Origin of the sequence: Xenorhabdus yunnanensis, from assembly GCF_028598805.1 — a bacterium.
GTDB classification, from domain to species: domain Bacteria; phylum Pseudomonadota; class Gammaproteobacteria; order Enterobacterales; family Enterobacteriaceae; genus Xenorhabdus; species Xenorhabdus yunnanensis.
In genome coordinates, this window is the sequence record NZ_JAQRFI010000020.1 from 37,861 (window position 1) to 58,226 (window position 20,366).

20 protein-coding genes and 1 pseudogene are annotated in these 20,366 nt (G+C 38.8%); 5 read left to right on the top strand and 16 right to left on the bottom strand.

Annotated features, from left to right (window positions below; translation table 11 throughout):
- Positions 1-391: 391 nt before the first annotated feature.
- The 8 genes from PSI23_RS10205 to PSI23_RS10235 form a co-directional block, all read right to left on the bottom strand.
- Positions 392-1,633, bottom strand: coding sequence for an MATE family efflux transporter (locus PSI23_RS10205; RefSeq protein WP_273554978.1), 1,242 nt, complete (start codon positions 1,631-1,633; stop codon positions 392-394).
- Positions 1,630-1,800, bottom strand: coding sequence for a hypothetical protein (locus tag PSI23_RS10210; RefSeq protein WP_273554979.1), 171 nt, complete (start codon positions 1,798-1,800; stop codon positions 1,630-1,632). The genes PSI23_RS10205 and PSI23_RS10210 overlap by 4 nt, the downstream gene beginning before the upstream one ends.
- A 56-nt stretch (positions 1,801-1,856) precedes the next feature.
- The gene (locus PSI23_RS10215) at positions 1,857-2,165 is read right to left on the bottom strand and encodes a hypothetical protein (RefSeq protein WP_273554980.1); all 309 of its coding nucleotides are present in this window, start codon (positions 2,163-2,165) and stop codon (positions 1,857-1,859) included.
- Positions 2,158-2,871, bottom strand: a complete 714-nt coding sequence (locus tag PSI23_RS10220) for a multinuclear nonheme iron-dependent oxidase (RefSeq protein WP_273554981.1) — start codon at positions 2,869-2,871, stop codon at positions 2,158-2,160. The genes PSI23_RS10215 and PSI23_RS10220 overlap by 8 nt, the downstream gene beginning before the upstream one ends.
- Positions 2,872-2,939: 68 nt before the next feature.
- Positions 2,940-3,254: a hypothetical protein gene (locus PSI23_RS10225; RefSeq protein ID WP_273554982.1), complete on the bottom strand. Its 315-nt coding sequence runs from the start codon at positions 3,252-3,254 to the stop codon at positions 2,940-2,942.
- A gap of 120 nt (positions 3,255-3,374) precedes the next feature.
- On the bottom strand, positions 3,375-3,446 hold the full coding sequence (gene movA / locus PSI23_RS23465) for a methanobactin-like peptide MovA (RefSeq protein WP_444876154.1): 72 nt from the start codon (positions 3,444-3,446) through the stop codon (positions 3,375-3,377).
- 499 nt (positions 3,447-3,945) lie between these two features.
- Positions 3,946-4,158 carry a hypothetical protein gene (locus PSI23_RS10230; protein WP_273554983.1) on the bottom strand — a complete coding sequence of 71 codons (213 nt, stop codon included), beginning with the start codon at positions 4,156-4,158 and terminating at the stop codon, positions 3,946-3,948.
- Positions 4,159-4,441: 283 nt separating this feature from the next.
- On the bottom strand, positions 4,442-5,965 hold the full coding sequence (locus tag PSI23_RS10235) for an amidohydrolase family protein (protein ID WP_273554984.1): 1,524 nt from the start codon (positions 5,963-5,965) through the stop codon (positions 4,442-4,444).
- A 449-nt stretch (positions 5,966-6,414) separates the two neighbouring features.
- On the opposite strand from PSI23_RS10235, the gene lolC reads away from it, so the two are divergent.
- From lolC to pepT, 5 genes and pseudogenes are all read left to right on the top strand, one after another.
- Positions 6,415-7,617 (top strand): lipoprotein-releasing ABC transporter permease subunit LolC, encoded by a 1,203-nt coding sequence (gene lolC, locus PSI23_RS10240; protein ID WP_273554985.1) that lies wholly within the window; start codon positions 6,415-6,417, stop codon positions 7,615-7,617.
- A complete protein-coding gene (gene lolD, locus PSI23_RS10245) occupies positions 7,610-8,311 on the top strand; it encodes a lipoprotein-releasing ABC transporter ATP-binding protein LolD (RefSeq protein WP_273554986.1) in 702 nt (233 codons plus the stop codon). The genes lolC and lolD overlap by 8 nt, the downstream gene beginning before the upstream one ends.
- The gene (gene lolE / locus PSI23_RS10250) at positions 8,311-9,558 is read left to right on the top strand and encodes a lipoprotein-releasing ABC transporter permease subunit LolE (protein WP_273554987.1); all 1,248 of its coding nucleotides are present in this window, start codon (positions 8,311-8,313) and stop codon (positions 9,556-9,558) included. The genes lolD and lolE overlap by 1 nt, the downstream gene beginning before the upstream one ends.
- A gap of 43 nt (positions 9,559-9,601) precedes the next feature.
- A pseudogene (gene cobB, locus PSI23_RS10255) lies at positions 9,602-10,429 on the top strand (Sir2 family NAD+-dependent deacetylase); the annotation flags it as partial.
- Between the two features lie 64 nt (positions 10,430-10,493).
- Entirely contained in the window at positions 10,494-11,738 is a 1,245-nt protein-coding gene (pepT, locus tag PSI23_RS10260; protein ID WP_273554988.1) for a peptidase T, read from the top strand.
- Between the two features lie 151 nt (positions 11,739-11,889).
- Here pepT and PSI23_RS10265 read toward each other — a convergent pair whose 3' ends face one another.
- The 8 genes from PSI23_RS10265 to rluE form a co-directional block, all read right to left on the bottom strand.
- On the bottom strand, positions 11,890-13,011 hold the full coding sequence (locus PSI23_RS10265; RefSeq protein ID WP_273554989.1) for a ribosomal protein uL16 3-hydroxylase: 1,122 nt from the start codon (positions 13,009-13,011) through the stop codon (positions 11,890-11,892).
- 102 nt (positions 13,012-13,113) lie between these two features.
- Entirely contained in the window at positions 13,114-14,556 is a 1,443-nt protein-coding gene (phoQ, locus tag PSI23_RS10270; RefSeq protein ID WP_273554990.1) for a two-component system sensor histidine kinase PhoQ, read from the bottom strand.
- Positions 14,549-15,238 (bottom strand): response regulator, encoded by a 690-nt coding sequence (locus tag PSI23_RS10275; RefSeq protein WP_273554991.1) that lies wholly within the window; start codon positions 15,236-15,238, stop codon positions 14,549-14,551. Before PSI23_RS10275 ends, phoQ begins: the two co-directional genes overlap by 8 nt.
- 683 nt (positions 15,239-15,921) lie before the next feature.
- The gene (gene purB / locus PSI23_RS10280; RefSeq protein WP_273554992.1) at positions 15,922-17,292 is read right to left on the bottom strand and encodes an adenylosuccinate lyase; all 1,371 of its coding nucleotides are present in this window, start codon (positions 17,290-17,292) and stop codon (positions 15,922-15,924) included.
- A gap of 79 nt (positions 17,293-17,371) precedes the next feature.
- The gene (hflD, locus tag PSI23_RS10285; RefSeq protein WP_273554993.1) at positions 17,372-17,998 is read right to left on the bottom strand and encodes a high frequency lysogenization protein HflD; all 627 of its coding nucleotides are present in this window, start codon (positions 17,996-17,998) and stop codon (positions 17,372-17,374) included.
- A 2-nt stretch (positions 17,999-18,000) separates the two neighbouring features.
- Positions 18,001-19,104, bottom strand: a complete 1,104-nt coding sequence (gene mnmA / locus PSI23_RS10290) for a tRNA 2-thiouridine(34) synthase MnmA (RefSeq protein ID WP_273554994.1) — start codon at positions 19,102-19,104, stop codon at positions 18,001-18,003.
- A 108-nt stretch (positions 19,105-19,212) separates the two neighbouring features.
- Positions 19,213-19,665, bottom strand: coding sequence for an NUDIX domain-containing protein (locus PSI23_RS10295; protein ID WP_273554995.1), 453 nt, complete (start codon positions 19,663-19,665; stop codon positions 19,213-19,215).
- Positions 19,658-20,287 (bottom strand): 23S rRNA pseudouridine(2457) synthase RluE, encoded by a 630-nt coding sequence (gene rluE, locus PSI23_RS10300; RefSeq protein ID WP_273554996.1) that lies wholly within the window; start codon positions 20,285-20,287, stop codon positions 19,658-19,660. The genes PSI23_RS10295 and rluE overlap by 8 nt, the downstream gene beginning before the upstream one ends.
- Positions 20,288-20,366 lie beyond the last annotated feature (79 nt).

The window sequence follows — 20,366 nt, forward strand, 5'->3', positions numbered from 1 at the left end:
CTATCCTTTATTATCCTCCTACACTTTGCTTTGGCAACAGGAGAGTAGCAAATTTCATACAATATGTTAGGTTGATAATTGTTCGCTTTCTATGATAAGGATTTAAGAAACTGTAAAACGAAACAATAAGTAGATCAATTTTCTGAATATTCTGAAAACTTAAACCATGTTCTAAACCCTGACTTAACACCCCCTAAGATATTGCCAATATGATTGACTATCTCATGAAAGATTTGGTGACGAAGAACAACAAGGGAGATAAAAAAACCTCCGTTTTGGTATCTGTTAAGTGTATTATTTCCGTTTTTCTACTTGGATTAGTGCGGTAGTTAAGGATGAAATGATTACTTTTTTGCATCTTTTAGTACAATTCATATATTGTCCATTAAATTCAATGGCTATTTGTTCGTGTTTTTTTGATTTGGGGAAAACATTTTATAAAATAAATGATGCAAAATACACTCGCTAGCATATTACCTAATATCATAAATTTTATGATATTAGCTATCGGATTTTCATCAATGGTAAAGAAAAATGACATTGGAATTCCGATGAATACCAATGATAATCTGAATAGTGGAGGAAGTTGTGACATGCCATATACTAGCAATGTTGAAATGAATGTTTGAGCTATGCCATCAAACGCAACTACACCTATCGATAAGACAAAAAATTGAGTCAGCATTTTATTTTCATTACCTAAATAAACATAAGGCAATAGTGGTGTAATCAGGTAGAATAACAACGAGAATGATGTAATATACAACATGGATTTTTTAATATTAATAATGGTAATGCTTTCAATATTTTCATTGTTTTTTGATAATGAAATGGTTAGTGATATTGCCATTCCAACAAAAATAACAGAAATAGTATTCATAAAGTTTAAAGCCAAACCAAAAAATGCTGAATATTCGGATTTCATATTATTTGTAATATACATAACTAAAATAGATAATCCCCCAGTAAAACAGAGGCTAGTTATTGCAGCGCTTCGTCCTAAAATGAATATTTCTTTGTTTAATCCAGGTATTTTTTTGGGGGATAATTTTATTTTTTGTTTCAGTAGTAAATTAACTACAGGGAATAATATCAATATCCGGATAAAACAGATTGATAATGAAACGGCTATCGCGCTGTTATTCATCCAGTTAATAAGAGCATAGTTCAAGATCACGTTTGCAACTGAACTATATAGAGTAATAATAAGAATTTTTCTTTCTAACTTAATGGTTTCTAGTATGTTTGCAAAGCCAATGTAAATGCATAAAGGGAAAATGCTAATACTAAAAATAAGGTAAACATTAAGTATATCAATATGATTATGAAAAACAGGGGTTATTATCAAACTGATGATAACAAGACAGGTAGCGAGATAGATTGAGTACCTAAAGACACCTTGAATGTATTTTTTCTTTTCTTGGTGTGATTTTCCAACTACTATATTTATCCCAATACTTAACATTATTGATAAAATGACAAATACTTGGCTAAGTTGTGCCGCAACAGAGAAGTTTTTTACGTATTCATTTCCTTGATGCCCTAACATAATCATATCGCACAGAGGCAATGATAACGCGATAAAACGGGTTGATGATATGATTAGTGCTCTTGAAATAAAGCCGTTTTTCATTTTTTATTCCCTAATTGTTTTTGAATTTCATCTTCTTCATCTAATTCAAAAAAAAAGAAATAATGTTGACCAATAATATAATCACATTCATCTATTTCTATATAAAAAACCTCACGAAATTGATCTGCCTGAGTCGATTTTTTAGCACAAAACAATTTATTTTTCATTTCGTTATATAAAATTGAGATAATTTTTTTTCTGATTTATTCATATATGTCCATTGTTAGCAAGATAAGAACAACAACTCTTCCTTTATTTTTGTTCCTACAGATAAATTGATTTTATTTAAGTATTTTACTAGAGAAACTCCTATGCGCCAGTCTGTGTGTTCATCATTTTCATAACACCATGAAATAAATTCATAATAAAAATTATTATCATCAATTTTTAACGAATGGATAATGTTAGGAGATGCACTTTTAATCAAATATCTAGAAGCATCAATAACTAAATCTCGATATTGTATCTCCAGTAAACTCATGGAATATTTTTTTGCGGGATTAATAACAGATTTGTAAAATATTTCACGCATGAGAATACCTGCTGACCATTTGTATGTCTTGGGACCAATCAGATACATTGAAATTATCATCACGCTCTACAGAGATTGTTTCAATATTGTTGGATTGAATTATTTTTTCTAGGAATATTTCAGATTCTGAATTAATGCAGGTACTGTGGGTATCTATAAAAAAACTTTCAGTTGTGCAAGGTTCAAAACCTGCAATATGATAATGTTGAGAGTTAGATAGTAAGGGAAGCCAATTTTCTTTTAATTCATTGCCATTTTTTTCTGCAACTACAGCGTTTGAAATATCAAAAAGTAATTGGCATCCGGTTTTATTCATTAGCTGTTGATAGAAAACTGACTGTGAGTATGTTTGGTAAAGTACAGATGGATAATTTTCTATCAGCAATGAAGCACCCAGCATTGATTGCCATAATGTTATTCTCTCACTCACCCAATCAAAATCACGTTCATAATTGATTTCTAGCATCTGTGGCGTAGCTTTATCTTCTATGAAGAAGATGCCAATATGATCAGAAAAATAGAGAGGATTTAATGCTTTTGCCAATTTATTGATCAACCTTTCTACCATATTAAGATGAATTTCTGATCGATGTAAAAATTGTGAGTTCATAATGTGAAATGCACAGGCTCTGCCATTCAATATTCTTAATATTGAATCAGGATCTGTGTTAAGAAAGTTATCAACCAAAATCTCAATGAAATTCACTTCATTGCTTTTTAATAATTATATTAAAACAGGAAGTTCTCGTTGACCAGACCAATTAACGCCTACTTTCATATTTGTAATTCCTCAATGAATTCGGAAAATGAATGAATAATATATTTTGACTTTTTAGTAATGATAGTGTCCATTTCATCTTCTGAGAGAGAAATTCGGTAGCCTTTCTTTTCTATGTAAGAAAACCAATAATCAAATAATTTACATTCATTGATTTTAAGGCTAGCTAATATTTCATTGAGATTTTCAATTTCATTCTTTATGATTTTTTTTAGATAGTTCTTTGCATACTCTATAGGAGTGGTTTTTTTATGGGTTTTTTGATTAAACTGATGCATCATTTTTTCGTAGGCCGAAAATCCTAGTTCCATGAGATGGACATTTTTAATTTGTTACTTTCAAATGCAGGGTTAAAACTACAAGCTAATTTCATCATCTCACTAACTCCTTATAAAATCCTCTCTATGTTAAACATAGAGAGGATTTACTCTCTATTTATTATAATTACCACAAGTAGATTCTTTATCTTTTACTTTAACAACAATTTTGATTGTATTTTTCATAGTCAATCTCTCCTGAGCTGATTGATAATAATTTTAAACGCATAGTTTGTATACCCTTTGCCTTTCAAATTGCCTCTTTGTTGGCTGCGCTCACTCACCCCAGTCAGCGTTGTTATGAACATAGAGTTATCTATATGCCCCCCAAGGATTCGCTGATTCGCTCCCTTACCGCCGCGACGCACCTTGAAATTCATTGGGTATATTCGAATATAACCATAAACTCATCAACAAAAACACAACAGATTATAAATTATCAATTTTATTTTTTTTGTTTGAATTTTTTTAATATTTCTGACTTTGCTTAATTAGTATAATTTATTCATTGTCTCTTTTATTTATTTTTCTATTTTACTCTTTTGTTTAAAATAACTTGTTATAGAATATAATAAAAATTATATTTCATATCCTCTTTGAGTAAATAATGATCTTTAATGTTTTCAAAAAAGTTACAAAAATTTATTTGTTATTAAAAATTAATCAAATATATCTGATATGATGTTCATGAGGTTTTTTTCGCTGTGGTTATCGGATCACGGCTATTTTCCCATGATCCGATTTCAGTTGGGTGATGCTCAGCGAAAATGACTCGTGAATATGGGGTCATCTCAGAAAACGGATCGCAAAGTACTATAAGGGCTTCCCCGGTTTGTTTTTTTCTGAGCGGTTCATCATTGAAGTCAAGGGATAAGACTGCGGTACTATAAACGGTCATGATGAATCATCTATTGATTCTGATTCTTATGAAAGACGAGCATGAGATTCTCGTTCGCTAAACGGATATCAATATCCAGTACGATTTACAGATATTCCTCATGGGGTATAACCCTTTAACATCAACGTTTGCAGTCAGAAAAGATAGTTTTTTATATGAATCCTCCAATAGTTGCGATGGGCATAATGATTCCCCTGTCATATTTTGGTTACTCCCCATGATGGCACGGAAAACTAATATAGTAACCAAATCAAGGGAAAGTCTCTTTCATTTGTTAAGGCCATTAATCCAACTCTACCAGCGTATGCGCATCTTTGTGCACCGTTTTTTCTACTCTTGCAATCTCTGATTCATAAATCAAAAATCTGGATTGCAGATCCTTCAGCTCTGCCGATTTCTCCTCTGAGGTTAGGAAAGAGTATCGAATGCTATTAAATACTGCTTTTTTGATATCTGTATATGATGGTTTGTAGTTTGTGGCAAAATTTACAAATTCATGAGTTAAGTCAATACGAGAAACGCCCGGGTCATCGCTTGATATCACGAAAGGGACTCCATAACGTTGATACAGTTTTATCGGATGTTCGTTTCCTTTGACACCAAGAATGAAGTCATTACTAGTCAGGTTAATTTCGACAGGAATTTCCTTTTCTTTCAGTAACTGGAGTAATTCCAGTGCGTTCACTTCCTTGGGAATATCAACGCCGTGGCCTATCCGATTTGCCCCTGCGATCTCTACAGCGTATCGAATGTGATTTTCCAGCCTCTCTGGCGGAACCATTCCGTTAGCTAACTCACCCGCATGCAGAGATAAATGAACATTGGGGAAAAGTTCTTTTAGATATTTGAACATCAGCATGTGTAACTTATAGTCACGAATTGAGATGTAACTGTTTTCTGGTCCAACAATATTTACACCGACAATTTTTTTGCTGGCATGCGCCGCTGAGAATGCGGAATATAAACTTGAGAATACAGTGGCGCGTGGTGCACCACGAAAGGCATAGGATTGGAGCCGAATACGAAATTCATCATCGTCCATCCCTGAGATAGCTGCTTCTTCAGTTTGGATATAATCAGATATTCCTTTCGTAACAAGTGGATCATTAGCCATGAATTCCGCATAGGGCGTTAGCGCTGAGAAAACGATATTTTCATCGGCATCTGGATCTAACTCATCAAGCGCTTTAGCAAGATCTGGGTATTCAAAAGAAGGTGCCTTTTTTAACATTATTTCCAGATACTGAACATTTTCATGTTTAGCCCGAATTTTTAATTTATCAAGCCCTGCTGCTAAGTTCTGATTTGATAACTGGCTGAAATAACTAAAGGTGTCAAAAAATTGCTGGTCCGGAGCTTCCTCAGTGTGATAATAATTATGGAAATCACTGTCTGACCATGCCTCCAACAATTTTCGGTAGAAAACATTGTTTGTGATGACTTCATTCTTATCGAGACAGGATTGCTGATTTTCCCATGGGAGCTGATTCTTTGGACGCATTTCTATTCGATAAGCTTCGATTTTAAGTTTCAGGTCAGACCGATCATAAATGCAATATCCTTTATCGCCAACCCAATCAAGATAGGTCTCTGCGTATATTGCGCCAGAATAGTGAATATGGATATCTGCGCCTTTAGGCATCATTTTCATTGCCATAGTTAGCTCTGCAATATCCGGATCATTGGTTTCAAGCAGATTACTGAAGAAGCGTGCAGTTGCTGTTTCATTTTCCTTGGCTAAATCGCCAGCATTGGCTAGACAAGGAAATAACATCAATAAAATGATTATAATGATTGAGGCATTCATAACTTTTTCCTAGTTTCGATATTTGTGAATGCTTTATAGATGCCAGTTACCGGAATAATTGGTACTTGCAGTGAAGTGTTCGGTAATTTTTTGTAGCGTTTTTTATAGTCATTTTGAGTTTCTCCTCATGTTACGTTTTAAATTGTTTATTATTGATACCGATGTCATACATCATGCCTTTACCAATGACCTATTCAATATCAAAATACATAAACAATAATTAATAATTAAATTACTAATTAATGAATGATGAATAAACAACAATACGATAGGATTTGAAAGGGGAGTAAGCAAAAATCGGTAAAACGGTGATAGTATGTAGCCAGCAGTGAAGTCAACTAAGATAGATTTTAGTTTATACATAACTTACGTTCATAAATAGAAATAGAAGATGGAATTTTTCATTAATCTATTGTTTCTAAATAAACTTCTTTGATACGGCGGATTTCATGTTCCAATCTGTCTCATTATTTATAGGATTGCGCTATATGCGCGGGCGAGCGGTCGATAAATTTAGCCGTTTTGTTTCATGGCTGTCAGCTATCGGTATTACGCTGGGAGTGGCAGCATTGATTACAGTATTGTCAGTGATGAACGGCTTCGAACGTTCATTGGAAAGTAGCATCTTAGGTTTTATGCCACAGGCTATCATTACGTCGGAAAAAGGCTTTATTAACCCGGTTGAGTATCCGAGTAGTCAGCTTGCGGGTCTAAAAGGTGTTAATCGCATTACCTCCATCGTGCAAGGGGATGTGGTATTACAGAGCCCTCACAATGTTGGCGTTGGCGTTATGTTGGGTATTAATCAGGATGAATATGCGCCATTGGCAAAACATCTTGTCAATGTTGATCGAAGCCAGCTACAACCTGGACATTATTTTGTCATTCTGGGAGAAAAATTGGCGGTAAAATTGGGGGTAAAACGTGGTGATCAGATCCGCATCATCGTGCCGAGTGCCAGCCAGTTAACGCCGATGGGCAGAATTCCCAGCCAGCGTTTATTCACCGTAGCGGGCACATTTTTTGCCAACAGTGAAGTCGATGGCACGGGAATGCTAGTTAATCAACAGGATGCAGCCAGATTGTTACGCTATCCCGTTGGCAATATTACAGGCTGGCGTTTATACCTCGATCAACCGCTATCAGTTGATAAATTAAGCCAGCAGTCTCTTCCTGAAGGGCTGGTATGGAAAGATTGGCGCGAACGCAAAGGAGAGTTCTTTCAGGCAGTTCGCATGGAAAAAAATATGATGGGGTTACTGCTGAGCCTGATTATTGCCGTAGCTGCTTTTAACATTATTACTTCCCTCTCTTTGCTGGTGATGGAAAAACAGGGCGAAGTTGCTATTTTGCAGACGCAAGGGCTGACTCGCCGTCAGGTAATGACAATCTTTATGATCCAAGGTGCGGGAGCAGGCATCATCGGTGCTTTACTGGGGACAGGATTGGGCGTGCTGCTTTCCAGCCAGCTAAATAATTTCATGCCGATTATCGGCCTGCTGGCGGAGGGCATTCAATTACCTGTTGCGATTGATACCATGCAAGTGATGATGATCGCTATCAGTGCCATGCTGATCTCTTTAATATCGACTTTATACCCTTCCTGGCGCGCGGCTGCCATCCAACCTGCTGAGGCTTTACGTTATGAGTAATCACCCTTTATTGCTGTGTCATCACCTGTGTAAAAAATATCAGGAAGGAAAAGTTTCTACAGAGGTGTTGAAGAATGTCACTTTTTCCATGCAACAAAGAGAAATAATGGCAATTGTCGGCAGTTCAGGTTCTGGTAAAAGTACGCTTTTGCATTTGCTTGGTGGTTTGGATTCACCGACGACAGGTGAAGTCTTTTTCAAGGGACAATCACTTAACCAAATGTCTTCGTCTGCGCGAGCAGAACTACGTAACAGAGAAATTGGTTTTATTTATCAGTTTCATCATTTATTACCTGATTTTACTGCGTTGGAAAATGTTGCGATGCCACTTTTGATTGGGGGTCAAAAACGCCACGCCCAACAAAAAGCGCTGGATATGCTGGCAGCAGTTGGGTTGGAAAATCGGGCACATCATCGGCCATCTGAATTGTCAGGGGGAGAACGTCAACGTGTCGCGATTGCGCGGGCACTGGTAAATGAACCTTCATTGGTATTGGCGGATGAACCAACTGGTAACCTTGACCAGCGGAATGCAGACAGTGTATTTGAACTTTTGCAAGAATTGAATCAACAGCAAGGTACAGCATTTCTAGTTGTAACCCATGATCTGAAATTAGCCAGACAACTGGCACGTCAGGTAGAAATGCGTGATGGATATTTACAGGATGAATTAACCCTAACGAGGGAGATGTAATGGTAAATCTCCCTCTTGCATTATTTACCGCGTTACGCTTTAGCCGAGGTCGTCGTCGTTCAGGCATGGTTTCTCTGATCTCTGTTATTTCGATGCTGGGCATCATGCTGGGTGTTGCGGTGCTGATTATTGGCCTGAGTGCCATGAACGGTTTTGAACGGGAACTGAAAAACCGGGTGCTTTCCGTCGTTCCACATGGGCAAATTTACGCTGTGGAGCAGCCTTTTCAGGATTGGCAAACTGCACTTAAACGGGTAAAACAGACACTGGGTATTGCAGGAGCTTCCCCCTATGTTGAGTTTACTGGCCTGATGGAGCGTGGAGAAAAACTCAAAGCTGTACAGGTGCGTGGTGTAGATCTGGATACCGAGACGAATGTTAGTACCTTACCTCAGTTTGTGCGTAATGAGGCTTGGAAAACGTTTAGGGCAGATAAACATCAGGTGATTTTGGGACAAGGTTTGGCCAATTCATTGCACGTGAAACAAGGTGACTGGCTGACTGTCATGATTCCCAATAATGACCCTAGCCTGAAACTCTTGCAGCCTAAACGCATCCGTTTACAAGTTGCGGGTATTTTCCAGCTCAGTGGGATGTTGGATCACAGTTTGGCCCTTGTTCCCTTGTCCGATGCCCAGAACTATCTGGATTACGGTGATGCAATCACAGGTATTGCTATCAAAGCGGATAATGTTTTTGCAGCAGAGAAACGTGTATGGGACGCTGGCAATGCCACGGGGAAATATGTGTATATCAGCACATGGGTAAAAGATTACGGTTATATGTATAACGATATCCAGATGATACGTGGCATTATGTATCTGGCTATGGTTCTGGTTATTGGTGTTGCTTGCTTTAATATTATTTCAACGCTGATTATGGCAGTGAAGGATAAAAGCAGCGACATCGCTATCTTACGCACGCTGGGTGCCAAAGATAAGCATATCAGGAGGATTTTTTTATGGTATGGATTACTGACAGGCATGATAGGCAGCATAATTGGTGTAGTTGTCGGGGTTTTTATATCATTAAATCTAACGACTATCATTAAAGGGTTAGAAAAGCTGCTTGGACACCAACTTCTCTCAGGAGATATCTATTTTATCGATTTTTTGCCATCAGAATTACATTTTATTGATGTTGTTTATGTTCTGTTTACAGCATTGGTATTAAGCTTATTGGCTAGTTGGTATCCTGCCCGTCGGGCCAGTAAACTTGATCCAGCACGAATTCTGAGTGGTCAATAGGGTGTCAAAGTATCAAAGCGTATTTAAGCGCGCTATGGTATAGCGGGTTCTTTATCAGCGCAGTAAGTTTTATCGATTCAGGCTATTACGGCGTCAGCGATTACATAGACAAAACTTTTACAGGGATATCCGATTGGCAAATAAAATAGAAAAACCTTATGTGGTGGTGCTGACGGGAGCAGGAATTTCTGCTGAGTCAGGCATTCGAACATTTCGTTCTTCCGATGGTCTATGGGAAGAGCATCGCGTCGAAGATGTTGCGACTCCTGAAGGTTTCCTGCGTGATCCTGAAATTGTGCAGACATTTTACAATGCGCGTCGAGGGCAGCTCCGACAACCGGAAATCCAACCCAATGCTGCACATGATGCTCTGGTGGAACTCGAGCATCAGCTTGGTGACCGTTTTCTGTTGGTGACACAGAATATTGATGATCTGCATGAGCGAGCAGGAAGTCATCGTGTTCTGCACATGCATGGTGAATTGCTGAAAGTTCGGTGTTGTCAGTCTGGACAGGTGATTGAGTGGACAACGGAGCTAACCATAGAAGATCGTTGCCATTGTTGCCAATTCCCTTCACCCCTGCGTCCTCATATAGTGTGGTTTGGGGAAATGCCATTAGGCATGGAGCAGATTTATTCTGCTTTAGCTGATGCCGATATTTTTATTGCTATCGGAACATCGGGCCACGTTTATCCCGCTGCTGGTTTTGTGCATGAAGCTAAATTGTCTGGAGCACATACTGTTGAGTTGAATCTTGAACCCAGCCAAGTCGAAAATTTATTCGATGAAAAGCATTATGGTCATGCCAGTCAAATTGTCCCTCAATATGTTGAATCCTTAATTCAGCAGATGAAGGTAGATAAAAGCTGATTTGACTCAATAATTACTCTATCCATCTTCTTCATAATGAATCCACATGATTTAGGGGGAGAAAATGGATAGATTATTAGATCGTTTTTTAAAATATATTGCATTTAATACCCAATCAAAACCATCCGCTAAAACTATTCCCAGTAGTGACGGTCAATTGGATCTTGCCAAGGCGTTATATGAGGAACTGATCCAACTTGGCTTTTCTGATACTACGTTCAATGAACGGGGATGTGTTATGGCAACATTGCCATCAAATATTGTGAAACCAGTTCCAATCATTGGTTTTATTGCACACCTCGATACCTCCCCAGATTTTCCTGGTAAGCATGTTAATCCTCAAATTGTGGAAAACTACCGTGGTGGCGATATTGCATTAGGTATGGGAGATGAAGTGTTGTCGCCAGTCATGTTTCCTGTATTACATAGTTTGTTGGGAAAAACATTAATTACAACTGATGGGAAAACACTGCTAGGTGCTGACGGTAAAGCTGGGATCGCCGAAATCATTACCGCTATGGTACGTTTAAAACAGAAAAATATTCCACATGGTGATATTCGGATTGCATTCACGCCGGATGAAGAAATTGGCAGGGGGGCGCATTATTTTGATATAGAGGCTTTTGGTGCAGAATGGGCCTATACCATTGATGGCGGTGGTGTAGGAGAATTGGAATTTGAAAATTTCAATGCTGCATCAGTGACAATTAAGATTGTGGGCAACATGGTTCATCCGGGAAGTGCCAAGGGAGTAATGGTTAATGCGTTGGCACTTGCAATGAGAATTCATCACGCTTTGCCTCCCGAAGAAACGCCTGAACAGACGGAAGGCCATGAAGGTTTTTATCATTTGCAGAGTATGAAAGGCACCGTCGAGCGCGCAGAGATGCACTACATCATCCGAGATTTTGACAGTGCTAATTTTGAAAAGCGCAAAAAGAACATCTTTGCTATTGCGGAAAATGTAGGAAAAGGATTGCATCCAGACTGCTATATTGAATTGGCGATTGATGACAATTATTACAACATGTGTAGCGAGGTGCGGAAATATCCACATGTTATTGCCATTGCTAAGCAAGCGATGCTGGATTGTAATATTGAGCCTGTAATCCAGCCGATTCGTGGTGGTACTGATGGCGCACAGTTATCTTATCGTGGCTTACCTTGTCCGAATATTTTTACAGGCGGATATAATTATCACAGTAAGCACGAATTTATATCACTGGAAGGCATGGAGCAGGCAGTTGACGTTATTATGCGGATTGCTGAACTGATGGCAAGTCACGAAAACAATGTGTTTACTGAGTAATTGCAAAGGTATATTTAATATTTTAAATCAATAGGTTATGATTTATATTGCAGCGTGTTTTATTAAATATCGGTACTATCAATATTAATCCTAATTTGATATTAATTCCGACAGGGAAAAACAAAGGGACAATTTTGCCCCTTTGTTCAGATTAATCATTAAAATACCAATAACCACTATTGACCAAAGCAGTAAGCAGGCTGACAAATCGAACATCATTAATAGCATCACCCAGAAGCTCAGCATTGACTTTATCATATTGGCAAAGAGCATCAGCGGCATGGATATGAGGAGTATCCATCAATTCTCCATTGACGAAACATTGATCGCCAACACGCAGGACGCGCAAGCCACTCAATCGATTTAATTCTTCGCCTTGTTTCAGCAAATCATAAATTTCGTCGCTTTCATAAGGTGGTTCAGGTGGTGCCAGATCCAGCTCATGGCGCGATTGAGAGACGAATTCACCAAACCAGGTTTGGAAAGTTTCTGGTTGTTCCAACAGCTCACGCATCATTGAACGCAGTGTATCCAGCTCGTTTGTTTGGAGCAGAGCCGGGTTATCACGGAATGTCAGTTCAGGATCACTGTAGCGCTGACTTCCTAGTTCGTTTGCCAGAATATAATCAGCAAACCCACTGAATAATTCACGGGCATTGGGGGCACGGAATCCCACTGAATAGTTCAGTGAATCTTCAATAGCATAGCCTTCATGTGGGAAACCCGGTGGAATATAGAGTATATCCCCCGGTAGCATCTCTTCATCAATAATTGCCTCAAAGGGATCAACCTGTAATAAATCAGGATGAGGGCAATATTGTTTCATGGGAGTTTTTTCACCTACACGCCAGCGTCTACGGCCTTGTCCTTGAATGATAAAAACATCATATTGGTCAAGATGGGGGCCAACACCGCCGCCGGATACCGAGAAAGAGATCATCAAGTCATCCATACGCCAATCAGAAAGTACGCGGAATGGTTTCATGAGTGCAGAAGAGGGGAGATGCCAATGGTCAACCGCTTGTACAAGCAAAGACCAGTCTTTTTCGCCTAAATGGTCGTAGGTTTCAAATGGTCCATGGGAAACTTCCCAGCGTCCATTTTTCTGACTAACCAAACGGCTATCGATTTCATTTTCCATCGCCAATCCCGCCAGTTCATCGGCAGAAAGGGGATCAATAAACTGATGGAAACCCTGTTTAATCAGCAATGGTCGTTTTTGCCAATGATTTTGCAAAAACGCCTGCCAGTCCAGATTCAGCTGATAATCCATGGTGACATCCTGAAGTGAGAAGTGAATTTCCGCTATTATAACGAATAGTCAATGACGATATCAGCTTTGGTTGAAATATTTCGAGATTGAGCTAGCGATCATCTAATCATTATTGTTTTTATTATTGTTTTGTAACCGAAATATTGCGCTCACCCTCGTGCCACCAAGTGGACTGTCATCAATGTTGATCTCACCTTCATATTTCTCGATGGTTTCAGAGGCCATAGACAAACCGAGACCTTGGCCTGATCGTAATGTATCCGCTCGTAAACCACGTTGAAAAATCATTTCTCGCTTATCAGGGGGAACAGCCAATCCATCATTATCGACAACAATAGTGACTGAGTTGTCCCCCATTGTGGCGGTGATTTTGACAAGTTTCTCGCAATACTTACAAGCATTATCCAGAATGTTTCCCATTATTTGCCAAAGATCGTCTCTTACTCCCAGCCATGTCACTTCAGGGGAGACATCTAGCGTAATTAAGATGCCTTTATGGGCATATATCTTTTTTAGACCACTTACTAGTTCATTCAGGAATGTTGGGATTGAAACAATTTTCTTCAGAAAAAAACTATTGTCATTGTGCAGATTTGCTCTGTGCAGATAGTAGCTAATTTGTCGAGATATCAGACCAATTTGTTCAAGCATAATGGGTTCGATTTGTTCAATGTGCAGCTTTTGAGAAGAATGTAGAGAGTGTAAGCTTGTTTGCAGTACTGCTAACGATGTTTTCAGGCTATGTGCTAAATCTGAGAGTGTTGTTTTAAATTTTGCATAACGTTCACGTTCACTGGATAGTAAGGTGTTTAAATTTCTGACCAGCGATTTTAATTCAATAGGAGGATTATCGTCCAGTTTATCCATTTTTCCCTTTTCTAGTGAATTGACCTGTTTAATTAAAGACTTAATTGGTCTAAGGCTCCAGTCAGCAGCAAGCCAGATTAATGGAATGACCAGAAATAAGTTAGCTATTAAAACATATCCAAACCATTTCCATATTTTTTCTGATGCTTGTATATCTTGTGGGAGCGCATCAATGATAACAATAGCCATTTTAGGCAGTTTGTTAGTGGCAGGATAAATACTTACGGCAACAAAGTAGGTTAATGATACATGTTTATCATTTTTTGTCTTAGCTTTATATAAACAGTTCTCTTTTCCGTTATCGTTCGCTTTTAGTTCAAATGTATAAAACCCATTTTTTTGCAGCCAACCAGTTTTAATCCCATTTTCCAATTCAGGCACATTATTTTCGCGCCAAAGAAGATTCCCTTTATTATCATAGATTAGTGCTAACGAGTTGCAATTCATGGTATAGCCTTTGGGAACAATAATTTCTAGTTTGCTGTTTTTCCACTTAGCTAATGTATAAAGTAAATTACTTTGGCTACGAAGTATGGCATAGCTCGTTTTATCAAAATGAACTAAGTATCCGGCAATAGCAACAATTCCATATGATAGCGTCAGTGCTAGAATAATAACTGCCGTAGCCATGAGAAACCTAGTTCTTAAAGATATATATTTTTTAGAGAACTTAGGCATTATGAGATTTCACATCAAAGATATACCCTTGACCACGAATAGTGAAAATTATTTCTTTGGGCCATTTACTCAATATCTTTTTCCTTAGACGTCCCATTAATACATCAATTGTATGACTTCCTCGTGGCTCATCTTGATCTTTTGTATATAGTTCACGCATTATCATCTCTTTGCTGACAACTCTGCCATTATTGCGCATTAAGGTTTCGACAATAGTAAATTCAAAGGAGGTCAACTTGATATTGATATCATTGACAGAAAACTCTCTTTTAAAAAGATCAAGTGAAAATGGTGAAATTTTAATCAATTGTGATGTCAAGCCACTCTTGCGTCGCATTAAGGCCTGTATGCGAGCATTAAGTTCTTTATGATGAATGGGTTTAATAACATAATCATCTGCACCGGCATTTAGCACATCGATTTTTTCTTGCAAGGTGTCACTAACAGTGACAATAAGAATAGGTAAATTAATTTGCTTACTGCGCCAGCGTTGTAACATGCTAAGCCCATTTTCTCCCGGGAGTCCCAAATCAACGATAGCAAGATCAGGGTGAAATTCTTTAAGATAATAATCTGCTTCTTCTGTATCCTTTGCACTATTAACGGCATATCCCATACGCCGTAATTCTTCGGTATAATAATGGCGCAGAGGATAATTATCTTCAACAATTAATATTCGCATAATGACTCCTTAAGCCAGTCAGTAAAGCTTGTAAAATAAATTGAAAATGTTTTATTAATGAATTTTTCTAATAAATAAAAATGTGAACATGTTTTATAGTTAGATAAGTGTATGATTGTTTATATATTTCACAACATCAATTGTGGATATGTTTATTTGATAACAAATGGTTTTGTTTTAATATGCAAGTGAATTTATAATCTTTCTGTTATAGTAAGATAAGTATATGGCAATTTATATTTTTGGCAAAATTAATGGTTGTTTGATTGAAAACAAATGGTTGCGTTGTAACACCTAAATAAATTTATAATCTATTTGTTATCGTAAATCAAGCGTATAAAAATTATATTTTTTTGGTTCTATTAATGATGGATTCCATTAAAAACAAGTGGTTGTATTTAAGTATATAAATAAATTCATAATCCATTTATAATTTATTTAAATTTATATATCTAATAGATTTTAGGTTTTAGCATGATGGCGAGGTTGTTAATCTCTAAGAGCATAGCTAAATTTTACTGTTTATAATTACGATATTTATAACTATGTAGTTGGAGTGAGTGTAGTTGATAAATAAGCCAATTGAAAAACCAAGAGGATATTTTGGCTCAAAAAACTGGGGTTAACATAGGGACTGCACATGGGCAGGATAAAACCCACCCATTTACATGAATAAACAGAAATTATTTTAATTGGTCAACCAGCGAAGTAGCGTATCCAATGTAGTTTGCTGGTGTCATAGATTTGAGGCGTTCTTTTTCCGCTTCTGGAAGTTCAAGACCATCAATGAACGCTTTCATACCTTCAGAATCAACACGTTTACCGCGAGTCAGTTCTTTCAGTTTTTCATACGGTTTTTCAATGCCATAACGGCGCATGACGGTCTGGATAGGTTCTGCTAATACTTCCCAATTGTTATCCAGTTCATCCAGTAAGTGCTGCTCATTGACTTCTAGCTTATTTAACCCTTTCATAGTGGATTGATAAGCAATCAATGCATATCCCAGTCCAACACCCAGATTGCGCAGTACAGTTGAATCCGTTAGGTCACGTTGCCAGCGAGAAACAGGAAGTTTACTGGCAAGATGCCCCATAACCGCATTTGCCAATCCCAGATTTCCTTCTGAGTTTTCAAAGTCAATCGGATTGACTTTATGTGGCATGGTAGAAGAACCAATTTCACCAGCAACAGTTTTTTGTTTGAAATGGCTCAAGGCAATATAGCCCCAGATATCGCGATCAAAATCGATCAGGATGGTATTGAAACGTGCCACACAGTCAAACAATTCTGCAATGTAATCATGAGGTTCAATCTGAGTAGTATACGGATTCCACTGAATACCCAATGAGGTTACAAATGATTCACTGAATTGGTGCCAGTCAATTTGAGGGTAGGCTGACAAGTGCGCATTATAGTTACCAACAGCGCCGTTAATTTTACCCAGAATTTCTACCTGCCCAAGCTGACGGAATTGGCGTTCCATGCGATAGGCTACGTTAGCAAATTCCTTGCCGACAGTGGAAGGTGTGGCTGGTTGACCATGGGTACGTGACAGCAGTGGCAGATCGCGATAATCATGTGCCATACGTGTGATGATATCGATTAATTGGCGCCATTGAGGCAGCAAAACTTCCTCACGGGCTGTTTTAAGCATCAGCGCATGTGACAGATTGTTGATATCTTCTGATGTGCAGGCAAAGTGAATAAACTCTGCAACTTGATGCAGGGCAGGGATATGTGCAACTTTTTCTTTCAGAAAATATTCAACAGCTTTAACGTCATGATTGGTTGTGCGCTCAATTTCTTTGATGCGCATTGCATCCTGTTCATTGAAATTTGCAATTATTTCATCAAGGTAAGCGTTTGCCTCTGCATCAAAAGCAGGAACTTCTTTGATTTCTGTTGTTGCGGCCAGTTTTTGCAGCCAACGTACTTCGACCTGCACTCGAAATTTTAGTAAGCCGAACTCACTAAAAATAGCGCGCAGGGCGCTGACTTTATCGCCGTAACGACCATCAATTGGAGAAACAGCGGTCAGTGAGGATAATTCCATTGGTAGCAACTCCCGGATTTTATTTAACAATTTATGTTTAACAGCTTTGGTTTAACAGTTTTTAGCTAATAGTTTGTATCTAACAATTAGCAAGAATATCTTTTGCCTGTTGGATCAAACGTTGACGAGAAAACATGATTTGCAAGCGGCTACCGCCAACTTGTTGCCATAAGACAGCGCTGCGGATACCTGCCAGCAACGCAGATCTGACTTTTGCCTGAATTAGCGTATTACGTAATACGTCAGGTGAACCCGTTACTTGAATGCGTGGCCCTAGTGGGCTGATAACATCAACATAAATTCCTGCCAAGGCGTTGAGTATTCCCTCTGACATAGCTTCAAAATAAGCTTGCTGACGCTCTAATTGCTCAATGCGATTTGCCAATTCATTGGCGGCAGATTGATTTTTATTCAGACGGCGTTCCAGCGCCACCAAACTCAGCATATAGCGGGTAAGATCGGCAGAAACTCCACTATGTGAACCGTTGAACATACCCAACATGGCATTAAGGCCAATACGCAGATTGCAGGCATGATTGCCAAAGACATCCAGTGTGGATGTTGGATTCATGTTCAAGATACTGTTGATCATGATCTCAAAAGCATCGGGATCACACTGGCCTTCGTGGGCAAGTTTTTGTACCAGGTGGCCTGACTGGCAGATACCTGCCAGAGCCAGTGTAATGTCGTAATAATTTTTAGCCACAATTACTCCTGTATACGTTGTTCGATCACACCACCACCGAGACAGATTTCACCTTGGTAAAACACGGCGGATTGACCCGGGGTGACAGCGGCAACAGGGTTATCAAAACGTACTTCAATTCTATCTTCGCTCATAGGAACAATAGTGCAGGGGATATCATGCTGACGGTAGCGTGTTTTTACTACACAACGTATTTCTGCCTTCAATGGTTGGCGATCAACCCAATGAAGTTGCTGTGCAATCAAACCGATAGACATCAGGCGAGGATGTTCATGGCCTTGGGCAACAATCAGTATGTTGTTTTCGACATCTTTATCAACAACATACCATGGTTCTTCATTGCCATCTTTCATTCCCCCGATCCCCAGTCCTTTGCGCTGACCGAGTGTATGGTACATCAAGCCCATATGTTGGCCGATAATTTGTCCATCCACTGTCATAATTGGGCCCGGTTGGGCGGGTAAATAGCGTCCAAGAAAATCACGGAACTTACGCTCACCAATAAAGCAGATACCGGTCGAATCTTTTTTCTTTGCTGTGATTAGGCCAATCTCTTCGGCAATGCGGCGTACTTCGGGCTTTTCCAATTCACCGACTGGAAACAGGCTTTTGGCAATTTGCTGATGGCTTAAAGTATATAAGAAATAACTTTGATCTTTATTGCTATCCAGACCACGAAGTAATTGACTGATGCCGTCCATATCCCGACGGCGGACATAATGCCCGGTTGCGATATAATCAGCCCCTAAATCCTCTGCGGCAAACTCTAGAAATGCTTTGAATTTGATTTCTTTATTGCAAAGAATGTCCGGATTTGGAGTCCTGCCTGCTTTGTATTCAGCAAGAAAATGTTCGAAGACATTATCCCAATACTCGGCTGCAAAATTGATGGTATGCAGTTCTATGCCCAGTTTGTCACAAACTGCTTGGGCATCGGCAAGATCGGTGGCAGCCGAGCAATACTCTTCACTATCGTCTTCTTCCCAGTTTTTCATGAACAGGCCAGTTACCTGGTAGCCCTGCTGTTGCAGAAGATAGGCGGAAACGGATGAATCAACACCGCCGGACATTCCGACAATGACTTTTTTCTGGCTGTTATCTGACATGGATATATCTCACTGCGGAAAAAAACAAACGCGATACTTTAGCACGTTGGCATTTAAGGTGCATCAAACGTCTCATGCTCTTTTTTATCCAACGATTGTTTATTACGATCATTTGATGAATGGTAAACCATAACAATCCAATATCGATAGTGGATACACTTTGCGTTCCAAGTAGCAGAGAATACTTTCGGCGACTAGAGGGGAACGTAGTTGTGGGCTATTAAGGATTTCTTCTGCACTTAACCAGTGACAGCAATGGATATCGTTATCTTGCGGATTTGTGCCCATGATTTTCTCCATTTCAACCAAGAATAAAAAACGGATAAATGGCGTTCTATCAGGTGCAACCCATTGGTGCAACTTTAAAAATGCTTGTGGTTGCGCACGAATTCCTGTTTCTTCCCATAATTCTCGTTCAGCGGCTTCTAATAATGTTTCATCAGCTTCAAGATGCCCAGCTGGTTGATTCCAAAAAGGTTTATCGTTGATCAACTCTTCGACAACCAGAAATTTATTTTCTGCATGAACAATACAAGCAACAGTAACATGTGGACTAAACAAAATTAATGTCTCTCCATTCTCCGGGGGATAATGAGTCTAATTGTATAGATCCCATACTGAAACGGATTAGGCGCAATGTAGGATAACCCACATGAGCGGTCATTCTACGTACTTGTCGGTTGCGGCCTTCATATAGCGTAATTTTAAGCCAACTTACGGGAATGTTTTTTCGTTCCCGTATAGGCTGTGTACGCTCCCAAAGCCATTCAGGCTCTTCCACTAATTCAGCTCCGGCTGGCAAAGTTGGGCCATCTTTTAATGTGACACCATTGCGAAGTTTATTCAGAGCGTCGTCATCAGGAATGCCTTCTACTTGGACATAATAAATTTTAGCTGTTTTTTTATGGGGTTGGGTCAATTTGGCCTGCAATTTGCCATCATTGGTCAATACTAGCAAGCCTTCACTATCACGATCCAGACGACCAGCGGCATAAACATCAGTAACCGGAATAAAATTTTTTAACGTCGTTCTTCCCATTTCATCGGTAAATTGAGGCAAAACATCATAAGGTTTGTTAAAAATTAATATCCGACGAGGGCCTGTTAGTTTTTTTATGGTTTTGTTATTTTTTCTTTGGCTGAATCGGTTAAGTTGGCGTTTTTTAAAAGAGATATTTGTCATGATAAGTTATCGCGAAAAATTAGGGTGCGTATTATACCTCAAATCTGTGACCATTGGCGTTTGCAGAATATTCAAGTAG

Excerpts from the sequence above, each read along its gene's own strand:
- PSI23_RS10205 (WP_273554978.1), bottom strand. The coding sequence starts at position 1,633 with ATGAAAAACGGCTTTATTTCAAGAGCACTAATCATATCATCAACCCGT.
- PSI23_RS10210 (WP_273554979.1), bottom strand. The coding sequence starts at position 1,800 with ATGAAAAATAAATTGTTTTGTGCTAAAAAATCGACTCAGGCAGATCAA.
- PSI23_RS10215 (WP_273554980.1), bottom strand. The coding sequence starts at position 2,165 with ATGCGTGAAATATTTTACAAATCTGTTATTAATCCCGCAAAAAAATAT.
- PSI23_RS10225 (WP_273554982.1), bottom strand. The coding sequence starts at position 3,254 with ATGGAACTAGGATTTTCGGCCTACGAAAAAATGATGCATCAGTTTAAT.
- PSI23_RS10230 (WP_273554983.1), bottom strand. The coding sequence starts at position 4,158 with ATGACCGTTTATAGTACCGCAGTCTTATCCCTTGACTTCAATGATGAA.
- PSI23_RS10235 (WP_273554984.1), bottom strand. The coding sequence starts at position 5,965 with ATGAATGCCTCAATCATTATAATCATTTTATTGATGTTATTTCCTTGT.
- lolC (WP_273554985.1), top strand. The coding sequence starts at position 6,415 with ATGTTCCAATCTGTCTCATTATTTATAGGATTGCGCTATATGCGCGGG.
- lolD (WP_273554986.1), top strand. The coding sequence starts at position 7,610 with ATGAGTAATCACCCTTTATTGCTGTGTCATCACCTGTGTAAAAAATAT.
- lolE (WP_273554987.1), top strand. The coding sequence starts at position 8,311 with ATGGTAAATCTCCCTCTTGCATTATTTACCGCGTTACGCTTTAGCCGA.
- pepT (WP_273554988.1), top strand. The coding sequence starts at position 10,494 with ATGGATAGATTATTAGATCGTTTTTTAAAATATATTGCATTTAATACC.
- PSI23_RS10265 (WP_273554989.1), bottom strand. The coding sequence starts at position 13,011 with ATGGATTATCAGCTGAATCTGGACTGGCAGGCGTTTTTGCAAAATCAT.
- phoQ (WP_273554990.1), bottom strand. The coding sequence starts at position 14,556 with ATGCCTAAGTTCTCTAAAAAATATATATCTTTAAGAACTAGGTTTCTC.
- PSI23_RS10275 (WP_273554991.1), bottom strand. The coding sequence starts at position 15,238 with ATGCGAATATTAATTGTTGAAGATAATTATCCTCTGCGCCATTATTAT.
- purB (WP_273554992.1), bottom strand. The coding sequence starts at position 17,292 with ATGGAATTATCCTCACTGACCGCTGTTTCTCCAATTGATGGTCGTTAC.
- mnmA (WP_273554994.1), bottom strand. The coding sequence starts at position 19,104 with ATGTCAGATAACAGCCAGAAAAAAGTCATTGTCGGAATGTCCGGCGGT.
- rluE (WP_273554996.1), bottom strand. The coding sequence starts at position 20,287 with ATGACAAATATCTCTTTTAAAAAACGCCAACTTAACCGATTCAGCCAA.